The following is a 10,731-nucleotide window of genomic DNA, read 5'->3' on the forward strand; positions in this document are numbered from 1 at the left end:
ATCTGGCTATTGATTGATACTGTCGTCTCTGCCGGACTGTTTAACTATCCTGAATTCGTTCGCTCCGAACATGAACGAACTTCCACGCCGCAAACTCCTCGCCGTCACCGGGACTGCCCTGACCGGCGCCGTCGCCGGCTGTTCCGGCAGCGACGACGACCCAGACGACTCCACCGAGGCCGACGAACCGGATACCGGTGACGAGGCCGACTCTCAACCGAGCGAAACGGACAGTTCGACCAGCGTCGAGGGCACCGTGCTCGGCGATGTCATCGTCGACAACTCGGGCGAGACCGCACACACGGTTGACGTCCTCGTCGAGTTCGATCGCGAGATCGAAGCCTGGTCGACCGAGACCCTCGAGGCAAACGAGGACGTGACCCTCGATCGGAACTGGCCGACTGAGCCGGGTCAGTTTCGCGTGGTCGCCCGCCTCGATCAGGGCGAGCCCGTCGAGATTACGCCCGCCAGATGGAACGACCCCGACTGTCTCAATCTCTACGTTCGAATCGGCCGAGAGGGGACACTGACGTTCCTGAGTGATACTAGCGGTGGCCCCTGTGGCGACGGCGACGCCGATATCGACGACGCCGAGTCGTAATCGCTCGAGCCACCACCACGACACTGCGAGTCACTCACGGTGTACGCGAGAACGAAAACGGGTTTTATGCTTCGTCCAGTCCACTCGAGTATGACCACGATCGTCAGCGGTGCTGACTCGCAGACGCTTGCCGCTGCGCTTGCCCGTGAACTCGACGTCTCGCTCGCCACTGCCGAGTACAATCGGTTTCCCGACGGCGAACTGCTCGCTGCTGCGCCCGACTTCGACGACGACCGCGCGATCGTCGTCGCCTCGACCGTCTCGAGTGACGCCCACATCGAACTGCTCCAGTTGCAGGATGCCGTCCGCGAAGCCGGTGCCGAAGAGGTTGTCACCGTCTTGCCGTACATGGGCTACGGCCGCCAGGACAAGGCGTTCGAGGCGGGCCACCCGATCTCCGCCCGTGCGGTTGCCCGTGCCATCTCGACTGGCGCGGATCGCGTGCTGACCGTCACGCCTCACGAAGAAGCAGTGTGTGAGTTCTTCGAGCCGACGGCGACCGCTATCGACGCTGCCGGCCGACTCGCCGAACCGCTTCCCGACGACCTCGAGGATCCAGTCTTCCTCTCGCCCGACGCGGGCGCGATCGAACTCGCCGAGACGGTTCGTGACGCCTACGGTGACGGCGAGACGGACTACTTCGAGAAGAAACGCCACTCCGGCACCGACGTCGAGATCACCCCGAGCGATGTCGACGTGGCCGGCCGCGACGTCGTCGTTGCGGACGACATCATCGCGACTGGGTCGACGATGAGCGAGTCCGTCGCCGTCCTGCACGAGCGTGGCGTTGGCCGCGTGTTCCTCACCTGCGTCCACCCGCTGCTCGCCGATAACGCAGTGACGAAACTCTCTCGAGCCGGTGTCGAGGCGATCTACGGCACGGATACGATCGAACGGCCGGTGAGTGGTGTCTCGGTCGCGCCGTCGATCGCCGAACACCTCTGAGCGACCGCGACGCGGCAGCGTTCGGGTGGGTGTAACTGTTAAGTCACTCCTCGTTACATTCTCACGGAGAGACTATTCGGCCCGGGCCGATGGCTGCCTGTTGGTTGACTCGAGCAGCCGGCCGTCGCCTGCAGAGGCAACCGGAGGGAGTGAGACCTGATGCACGGAATCATCCACAAAACACTCGAGGAGTACGTCATCGCAAAGACCGATGAGGAGACATGGGCCTCGATCGTCGACCGAGCTGGCATCGAGCCGACGTTGTATCTCCCTGTCTCGTCGTACGACGACGCCGAAATCGAGGCCATCCTCGAGACGCTCTCGTCGCTGGCTGTCCAGGACCGCCGGCAGATCGAACGTGATTTCGGTCGAACGCTCGCTCCCGAACTCCTGTCGACGTTCGCCGCGCACGTTCGCGATGATGGGGACCTGTTCGCCGTCCTCGAGCGTCTCGAGTCGATCGTTGAGAGCGTCGACACAACGACGAACGCGAACGCGGTGCCAGCCGTTTCGGGAACCCGCGAGTCGCCAGACTGCGTTCGTGTGACCTACCGAACCCACCGGGAGCCGTGTTACTGCGGGGTGGCACAGGGCGTTCTCGAGGGGATGGCCGATGCACTCGAGACGGACGCGACAGTCACCGAAACGTCGTGTACTGCTGACGGTGACCAGACGTGTGTGTTTCGGGTGGAACGCGTCTAACGAGTGCACTGCCAGTGACGGACGGCTCGATGTGCTGCCGTGGGTGCTCGATCCGTTATCGTCGTCGACCGACCAGCACAACGGCGAGTGCCACTGCGAGCGCGACGATGCCGGCGATCCCGCCGAAGCCGGGCATCGACTCGATGCTCCCGAGCACGCCACCGACGGTGACCGTCGTCGACTGCCCGCCAGCGACGATCTCGTAGCGCCCATCCTCGTTGAACTGGAGGTCGACCTCGACAGTGCCGGTCTCGCCGGGTGCGAGGGCGATCGGCTGTCCGCTGACGGTCTCCGCGGCGGTTTGGAACTCGAGTGTGCCCGCGGCCGGCCGGTCGTCGCCGGCCGTGACCGTCGCCGTCGCCGTCACCGACTCGCCGGGGTCGATACGCTCCGGACTCACCCGTAGGTCGGTCACGGTCAGACTCGTCGTCGAGCGAACGACCACCGTCAGTCGATCGTCTCCGACCAGAACGTCGTAGATGCCGGGATCTGTCGGGGTCCACGACAGCGTCTCGCTCGCGTGCTCGCCGCTTTCGAGGTGGTGTTGGCTCTCGGCGACGATCTCACCGCCGGCTTGCAGAACCACATCAGCGGTACCGGCCCGCTCGCCGACGTTGCTGGCCGCGACCGGAACGGTGACGCGCTCGCCGGCCGGCACTGCGAGCACGCCGCGATCGGTCCCGCTGTCGGGACGCCATCGGTCATCGATGCCGTCGATATCCGTGCGATCCCAGCGCTCCCAGGAGTGATCGTCGACGCTGATCGGGTCTGTGCCGAGTCCGTACTCGATGGTCGCCCGTGGCTGGTCGAACGCGTCACGGTGCTCGAATCGAGTCCACGGCTCCGGCGTCTCTGTGGTTCGGGTGTATCGTTCGGCACGCTCCCGAATCGCCGCATTGCCGGCTCGCTCGAGGGCCTCGAGCACGTCGGCTTCGCGTACCTGTCCATCCTTGGCGTTCAGCGACCGGAAGACGTCGTCGAGACTGCGGTCGCCATCGGTTGCGAGTCGCAGCTGTCGATCGAGATCACCGTACACCAGCGCTCCCTTGCGGTAGTTCGCGTTACTGTCTCCCCAGGTCGATGGCTCCGTGAGTACGGCATCAGCGGCCGGCGACGCCGTGCCGCGTTCGAGTAACCGACTGAACTCGCGAAACGGGATCAACTCCTGTTCGTACGCGAGCAGGCCCGCGTAGTACTCCGCTTGGGCCTCGATGAGCCACTCGCTGTCGCTTGCCGTGCCGACACCGGGGTTGGCAAACCGCTGTCGGATATGGACGTATTCGTGGAGCCAGACGTTGGTTGCCTCCGCAAGCGGCGCGTCGGCGACGACCCACGCGTCACTGGGGCCGTACTGCAACCCTCGTGACCCCCAGTCAACGTCGGTCGGCACGGCGACGATGACGGCCTCGGTGGTGCTCGAGCCCACGTCGAGACGCCCGCTTGCGGCCTCGAGGCTGTCAAGGATCTCGGTCGGTCGCTCTCGAAGGTCGGCGGCCTCGAGCACGACCAGCCTGATCCGTTCTCCGTCGACGGTCCGTTCGTGTTCGGTCACCTCCCCAAAGACGGCCAGTTCCGTGCCGGCTGCGCCGGGGCCGTCGACGGTAACTGTTTCCTCGATACCGATCGGGTCGCTGGTCGCCGTTCGATAGGAGAGGCCCACGGTGGGAACCCGGACGACGCCCCACTCGCCGGTCTCGAGGAAGCTGTAGCCGCGCTCTCCGTCGATCGTCGGTGCCGTCACCGCTGTCTCAGCGACGGGCTGGCTCGTGTGGCCGTCGACCATCCCCGTTCGGTTCGCCGGCATCGTAAACCGCACCGTCGGCGACTCGGTTGTCTCATCCCACCGGTACGTTCCTCGATCGGTCGCCTCGAAACCCGCAGCAGTGTGCACCTCGGCTTCCGACTCGAGGTCGATCTCCAGGCCGGTCATGGGCTCCGGCACGTCGAACGTCATCGCCGTCTCGAACGTCCCTGGTTGTGCCGGGAGCTGTCGGAGCGTCGTCGTCCGCTCGAGGACGTCGCTCGTGCTGGCCAGCCGCGTCGCGTCACGGTTCACGGTGGGCGTGGCTGCCGATTCGCCACTATTGATTCCGGCGTCGAGTGTGTGTTGTGTGGCGCTTGTCTCGGGCGTCGGTGCTGTCGCCGATCCACCGGCGACACCCGCTGGAATCGCCCCGAGCAACACCACGACGACAAGACAGACGGCGACTCGAGTGATCACTACCCTGCTCTGTCGAGTCAGCAACCATGACTGTTACGACGTGACTATTTTCAGAAAATCTTGCACCACGAACCGAAACGCGCCGTCGTCAGAGCAGTCCAGCCAGCACCGTGTTGAACAGCACGCCGACGGCGACCCCGGTGGTCACGACGGTGCCCGCATAGACGGCAAGCAGTCGCCGTTCGAAGAGCTTGTTCAACAGGATCAGGTTCGGAATGCTGATTCCAGCGCCGCCGATGACGAAGGCGATCACCGTCCCGATCGGAATCCCCTGTTCGGCCAGCGAGTGAGCGATCGGCAACATGCCGCTAATGCTCACGTAGATCGGTGCGCCAGCCAGTGCGGCCATCGGCGTCGCGAGTGGGTTCGACGGGCCGGCGATCCGCTGGAGAAACGCCTCCGGGACCGCGCCGTGGATGAGCGCCCCGATCGTGATCCCGATGATGATGTAGGGAAGCGTATCCCAGAAAAACGACAGCGCCCCGCGACCGGCCGCGGAAACCCGCTCTCGATGTGATCGAGATGGTGAGCCGCTACACGCACAGCTCGCGCCGCCAGTTGTCGCTCCCCCATCGGTCGTGATCTCGCGTCCGCCAGCAGTGATGCGAACGTCTTTGACGTAGTTCTCGAGGTTGAGCGTGCCGATGACGATGCCACCGACGATCGCTGCGGACAGCGCCATCACGACGTAGGCGACGGTCACACTGGCCCCAAAGAGTCCGAACAGCAGGATGACGGCGATCCAGTTGACGATCGGCGAGGCGAGCAGAAACGAGAACGCGAGGCCGATCGGCGCACCGGCACCGAGCAAGCCCGCGAGAATCGGGATCGTCGAACACGAACAGAACGGCGTCACTGCGCCGAGTCCAGCAGCGAGGACGTTTCCGCTCCCGTGGTCTCGAGACCGAAGCATCGCCTCGACTCGCTCCGGTGGCAGATACTCCTGTGCGAGGCCGACGAGAAACGACGCCCCGACGAACAGCGGGGCGAGCACGAGCGCCAGATGGACGAAGTACTCGGCGGACTCGATCAGCGCCGCCTCGTAGCCGGCAGGAATCACCGTTCGTACTCACCCAGTGCGGCGGCGAGGTCGAGCAGCTGGAGACTCGCCGTATCTGCGATTCGATAGTAGGTCCATTTCCCCTCTTTGCGGGTGCGTACGATACCAGCCTCGCGGAGCTGTGAGAGGTGAGTGCCGACGGTCGACTGTGGTGCATCGAGGACCGTCTCGAGTTCGCAGGCACACAGCTCGCCATCCCGAAGTGCCTCGATGATCCGGAGTCGCTTTTCGTTCGCGAGCGCCTTGAAAACGTGCAGTTCGTCGTCGATCAGCTCGTCGCTTGCCGTGCGGTTTGCGGGAAATGCCCCTTCACAGCAAGCACCACCGCTCATTCGGTTGATCGTCCCGCTTGCCGATTCGCTCGGTCCGTCCGCATCGAGTCCGTGCTGATCGGTCATTGTCGATCAGTCCTCGTCGCTCGAGTCGATCTCTTCGATTTCGACACCACAGCAACAGTCATCATCCGTCTCGTCAGCATCGCGTCCAAGGAGGCGATCGAGTAGTCCCATACATATCGGGATAGTCCGATTCGGCTTAACCGTTTTGCTCGAGCCGAGCTGATTCGAGACGGGTTCGCCAGTGGGGCCACTGCCTGTGTTCTGGTATACCTCTCGAAAACACCCGGTAGCGCGACGCTCATCTCGAGTCGACTGCCACGCACAGCTGGTCGACACATCGCCGTCGTCTCGGAGCGTCTCTCGAATCGAGAGTTTCCGATTCGAACATGCTCGATGAACGACGCTGGACGGCTCCTCTCGAGCCCCATCTCGGTTCGAGTTATCTCCGTTTGGAGACACGCGAACGTTGGCTTCGTCCGACGCTTCCGCAGCTGCCAGCGGCTCGAGTGCGACCTCGGCATCCACCTTTTTTTCGTCGGGTTCGCTAGCGCTCACCGCTCCTCCAAAAATCTGTCTGGCGAGAGCACGCTCTCGCTGACCTTGCTTCGCTTCGCTCACAAGAGAGCAAAAAAGTCGCCCCGCTCCGCTCGGCGCGTTTAGTCCGACGCTTCCGCAGCTGCCAGCGGCTCGAGTGCGATCTCCATCGCCACACCCTCGACATCCCACTCCTTGCGGGCACCGTCGTCGACCTCGAGGTCGCCCAGTTCGTCGGCACGAACCTCCTCGCGGATGAGGGATTCGCGCTCAGCGACGAGGTCGGCGACGCGGTCGTCGTCGATTGCGAGATCCAGTGCGATCCGTTCTTCGACGTCGAGGTCGAGGTCCTTGCGCATCTCCTGGACGCGGCGGATGACCTCACGGGCGTAGCCCTCGCTTTCGATGTCCTCGGTCAGCGAGGCGTCGACGTAGACGACGCCGCGGTCGTCATTGTTGAGGCCGAACGTGGTCCCGGCGACACCGTCAGGTGTCTCGGTGACGAACGACACCATCTCTTCAGTGATCGACTCGCCGTCTTCGAGCACGTCCTCAACGGCGTCCTCGAGTGCCTCGAGGGTCGTCTCCTCGATACGGGCCTCGTTGAGTGCGTTCATGACCTCGCCGGCACGGCCACCGAAGGCCGGGCCGAGCTTACTCATGTCGGCTTCGGCGCTGTAGTCGAGTTCGCCCCACTGACTGTCAGGCGAGACGAGTTCGATCTCGCGGGCGTTGAGTCGCTCTTCGAGCAGCGTCGTGTGTCGCTCGACAGCTTCGACGACGCGCTGGTCGTCAGCCGCGACGACGACCCGCGGGACGGGCCAGCGCAGCTTGCGACCGGCCTGTTGGCGCGCGTTCGCGCCGGCTTCTTCGATCGCTCGCAGCAGGGCAACGTCTTCCTCGAGCTGTTCGTCGACCCAGTACTCCTCGACGGCCGGCCAGTCTTCCATGTGGACGGTGTCGTGGTCGCCTTTGCCGGCGAGCGTACCGTAGATCTCCTCGCTGACAAACGGCGCGAACGGGGCAAGCAGGGTGACGCTCTCCCGGAGCACCCGGTAGATCGTCGCGTATGCGGCCATTTTGGAGCCACTGTCCTCTTCTTCCCACATCCGTTCGCGGACGGCCTGCACGTAGAATCGGGAGACGTCCTCGACGACGAACTCGAGGAGGGCCTCGAGTGCGCGGTCCTGTCGGAACTCCTCTAAGTGCTCGGTCATCTCGGCCTTGGTGGCCTGCAGCCGGGCGAGAACCCACTCATCGACCAGTTCGAGGTCGTCGTCGACTCCCTCGAGGTCAGTCTCGGACGGATCGAAGCCGTCTAAGCGCATGTACGGCAGCGGGAAGCGGAAGACGTTCCACAGCGTCCGGAGGTGGTTCTCCATCGTGCCCATCTCGTCCCACGAGAAGCGCATGTCGTCGCCCTGTGGGTTCGCAGACAGGAGGAACATCCGCATCGCGTCGGAGCCGTGGCGCTCGATCGCCGTGTCGGGCTCGACGACGTTGCCGACGGATTTGGACATCTTACGGCCATCTTCGTCCAGTGCGTGGCCGTGCATCAGGACTTTGTCGTATGGCACCTCGCCCATTGCGGCGGTACCCATCCCGAGCTGGGACCAGAACCAGCCGCGGGTCTGGTCGTGGGCCTCGAGGATGAAGTCGGCGGGCCAGAGTTCGTCGAATCGACTGTCATCGGATGGGAAGTCAAGCGTACCCCACGACGCCACCGAGGAGTCGAGCCAGACGTCGAAGACGTCGGGAACGCGGGTGTAGGTGGTCCCGTCTTCGGTGATCGTCAGGTCGTCGACCGTGTCCTTGTGGAGGTCGACGGCCTCGGGATCGACATCCTGATCGACCCGTTCGGCGAGTTCCTCGCGCGTCGCGATGACGATCATGTCTTCGTCGTCATCTCGGTCCTCGGGCGTCCAAACCGGCAGCGGAATGCCCCAGTAGCGCTGTCGGGAGACGTTCCAGTCCGGTGCCTCCTCGACGAAGTCACGGAAGCGGTTGTCGCGAGCCCACTGTGGGTACCACTCGCTGTCCTCGATGTTCTCGAGGAGTTCGTCTTTGACATCCGTGATCGTGATGAACCACTGCTCGGTGACGATCTGGAGAATGCCTGTATCGCATCGCCAGCAGTGGCCGTAGCTGTGGTCGACCGTCCCCGACGCGAGTAGCGCGTCGTTGTCCTCGAGGTCGGCCATGATCTCGTCGTCGGCCTCCTTGACGAACTGGCCTTCGTACTTGCCGGCTTCGTCGGTGTAGGCGCCGTCGCCGCCGACGGGACAGAAGATCGGCAAGCCGAGCTCGGTCCCGCGCTCGAAGTCCTCTTCACCGTGGCCGGGCGCGGAGTGAACAAGTCCGGTACCGTTGCCGTGGGTGTCGACGTACTCGCCGGTATACACTTCGAACACGCCGTCGCCGTCGACGTGATCGGGCACCTCTTCGGCGAGCGGGTGCTCGTACGTCCAGCCGAGCAGGTCCTCGCCAGTCAGCTCTTCGACGATCTCGTACTCCTCGTAGCGCCCCTCTTTGAGGACCTCCTCGTATTTGGCCTCGGCGACGTACAGCAGTTCCTCTTTACCGTCTTTTTCGGCCCGCACGCCAACGTAGTCGCCCTCCTCGTCGACGGCGACGAACGTGTTTGCCGGAATCGTCCACGGCGTCGTCGTCCAGATGACGATCGAGCCGTCTCGGTCCTCGAGGTCGAATTTGACATAGATCGACGGGTCCTCGACGTCCTCGTACTCGACTTCGTTGTTCGCGATTGCGGTCTCACAGCGTGGACACTGCGAGATCGAGCGGTGGCCCTTCTCGACGAGACCGCGGTTGGCGGCCTTCGAGAAGCCCCACCAGGCGGCTTCCATGTACTCGGGGCTGACCGTTCGGTACGGATTATCCCAATCCATCCAGACACCGAAGGATTTGAAATCGGACTGGAGACCCTCGAGTTGCTCGTCGGCGTAGTCCTTACACTCCTGAATGAAGTTCTCCTCGCCGAACTCCTCGATGTCTTTTTTATTCTCGAAGCCGAGTTTCTCCTCGACTTTGGTCTCGATCGGGAGTCCGTGCATGTCATAGCCCGGCCGGTCGGTGACATCGTACCCCTGCATGCGCAGGAAGCGGATGTAGACGTCTTTCAGGGACTTGTTCCAGGTCGTCCCCATGTGCGCCGATCCCGACGTGTACGGCGGGCCGTCGACGAAGAAGAACGATTCACCGTCGGAGCGATGCTCGACCGTCTGCTCGTAGGCGTCGACGTCGTCCCAGTAGTCGAACACCCGCTGCTCTAGGGCGTGGGGATCGTACTGGTCGTCGACCTCGCCGAACCTGCTCATACGTGACGTAACTGGCTGGGACAGTAAAGAGGAATCGATATCAGAGGTCCGACTGCGGGGACGCCGGGACGATCGGTCGCCATCGATCGGTCGGTGTGTCTATGGGGAGGGACTCGAAACGGCCGACGTATGGATGCACGTGACGCCATTGCTGTCCTGTTCGATCAGGAGGTTCTGAAACTCATTACAATCGCCTTGGTTGGCTGGTGGTTGCGTACCACGAGTGCAACGGGCTGGGGCGGCTATCCAGCGCCGATGCAATTCCTCTATGACGGGCTGGTCACACTCACGTGGCTTACGGGGACAGTCACCTACTACGGCGGCGTTCTCGCGTTGTTGGTCAAACTCGTGTACGAAGCGTCCCGCCGAGCCAACTCGAGTTAGCTCGAGCGAACCGACGCGAGGACCTTCTGGTAGCCGATTCCGTAGAGTCCTGCATAGAGCATGACCATGCCAATCGCGGCGAGCCAGATGCCAACCATCGCCTCGCCCGAACCGAAGTGCTGGAGACTCGCGTACTCGACAGCGAGACCGCCTGCCGTCAACGCACCGCCGAGAATCGTATAGACGACAAGCGGGAGCAGTTCTGCGAGGATTTCTGGGGGAGCCGAGTCCATTGCTACTGAGAAGCCACCCAGTCAAGGTAAATCTGTCCCCTCGAAGAGGACTCGAGTGAGTCGACGGGGCGGGGCTCACGAAGCGAGTTGGTCCGCGGTGACCGAGGAGATGGTGTCGTCGTTCACCTCCGTCACGTGTCACTCGGCTCGAAGCGATAGCCATCCCAGTCTTGACTCTCGGGTTCTCGGATGCCAGCTCCGGGTTCGCGGAGTTCCTCGACGTGGACCGGTTCAACTTTGTCGCCGGTCTCGATGTCGTCGGTCGTCGCCTGCCCGATCGCACGCACCGTCGTCCCTTCTACGTCGAACTCGACGATCGCGAGCGTGTTCGGCTCGCGGACGCCGGGCGGTGTGGCCATACTCGTCGTCCACGTGACG

At 63.5% G+C, this 10,731-nt stretch carries 10 protein-coding genes; 4 read left to right on the top strand and 6 right to left on the bottom strand.

The genetic code is table 11. From position 1 onward, the window contains the following. Positions 1-70 precede the first annotated feature (70 nt). From ACERJA_RS14945 to ACERJA_RS14955, 3 genes are all read left to right on the top strand, one after another. Positions 71-601, top strand: a complete 531-nt coding sequence (locus ACERJA_RS14945; protein ID WP_006065285.1) for a hypothetical protein — start codon at positions 71-73, stop codon at positions 599-601. Between the two features lie 90 nt (positions 602-691). After that, complete coding sequence (locus ACERJA_RS14950; protein ID WP_373609054.1) at positions 692-1,546, top strand: ribose-phosphate diphosphokinase; 855 nt, start codon at positions 692-694, stop codon at positions 1,544-1,546. A 159-nt stretch (positions 1,547-1,705) separates the two neighbouring features. After that, complete coding sequence (locus tag ACERJA_RS14955; RefSeq protein WP_006065283.1) at positions 1,706-2,248, top strand: heme NO-binding domain-containing protein; 543 nt, start codon at positions 1,706-1,708, stop codon at positions 2,246-2,248. 55 nt (positions 2,249-2,303) lie between these two features. Here ACERJA_RS14955 and ACERJA_RS14960 read toward each other — a convergent pair whose 3' ends face one another. The 4 genes from ACERJA_RS14960 to ileS all read right to left on the bottom strand — a co-directional run bounded on the left by ACERJA_RS14960 (position 2,304) and on the right by ileS (position 9,736). Continuing rightward, entirely contained in the window at positions 2,304-4,469 is a 2,166-nt protein-coding gene (locus ACERJA_RS14960) for a hypothetical protein (protein ID WP_373609055.1), read from the bottom strand. Positions 4,470-4,557: 88 nt separating this feature from the next. Continuing rightward, positions 4,558-5,529 carry a permease gene (locus ACERJA_RS14965; protein WP_373609056.1) on the bottom strand — a complete coding sequence of 324 codons (972 nt, stop codon included), beginning with the start codon at positions 5,527-5,529 and terminating at the stop codon, positions 4,558-4,560. Then, entirely contained in the window at positions 5,526-5,927 is a 402-nt protein-coding gene (locus ACERJA_RS14970) for an ArsR/SmtB family transcription factor (protein ID WP_373609057.1), read from the bottom strand. Before ACERJA_RS14970 ends, ACERJA_RS14965 begins: the two co-directional genes overlap by 4 nt. 596 nt (positions 5,928-6,523) lie before the next feature. Continuing rightward, on the bottom strand, positions 6,524-9,736 hold the full coding sequence (ileS, locus tag ACERJA_RS14975; protein WP_373609058.1) for an isoleucine--tRNA ligase: 3,213 nt from the start codon (positions 9,734-9,736) through the stop codon (positions 6,524-6,526). A gap of 129 nt (positions 9,737-9,865) precedes the next feature. On the opposite strand from ileS, the gene ACERJA_RS14980 reads away from it, so the two are divergent. Beyond that, positions 9,866-10,120: a hypothetical protein gene (locus ACERJA_RS14980; RefSeq protein ID WP_373609059.1), complete on the top strand. Its 255-nt coding sequence runs from the start codon at positions 9,866-9,868 to the stop codon at positions 10,118-10,120. Here ACERJA_RS14980 and ACERJA_RS14985 read toward each other — a convergent pair. Both ACERJA_RS14985 and ACERJA_RS14990 read right to left on the bottom strand, forming a co-directional pair. Further along, entirely contained in the window at positions 10,117-10,353 is a 237-nt protein-coding gene (locus ACERJA_RS14985; RefSeq protein WP_373609060.1) for a hypothetical protein, read from the bottom strand. The two genes, ACERJA_RS14980 and ACERJA_RS14985, sit on opposite strands and share 4 nt — an antisense overlap. Before the next feature lie 131 nt (positions 10,354-10,484). Beyond that, positions 10,485-10,731: nucleic acid-binding protein (locus ACERJA_RS14990; RefSeq protein ID WP_373609061.1), on the bottom strand; the 247-nt coding region annotated here is incomplete at its 5' end.

Source organism: Natronorubrum sp. A-ect3, assembly GCF_041821125.1.
Lineage (GTDB): Archaea > Halobacteriota > Halobacteria > Halobacteriales > Natrialbaceae > Natronorubrum > Natronorubrum bangense.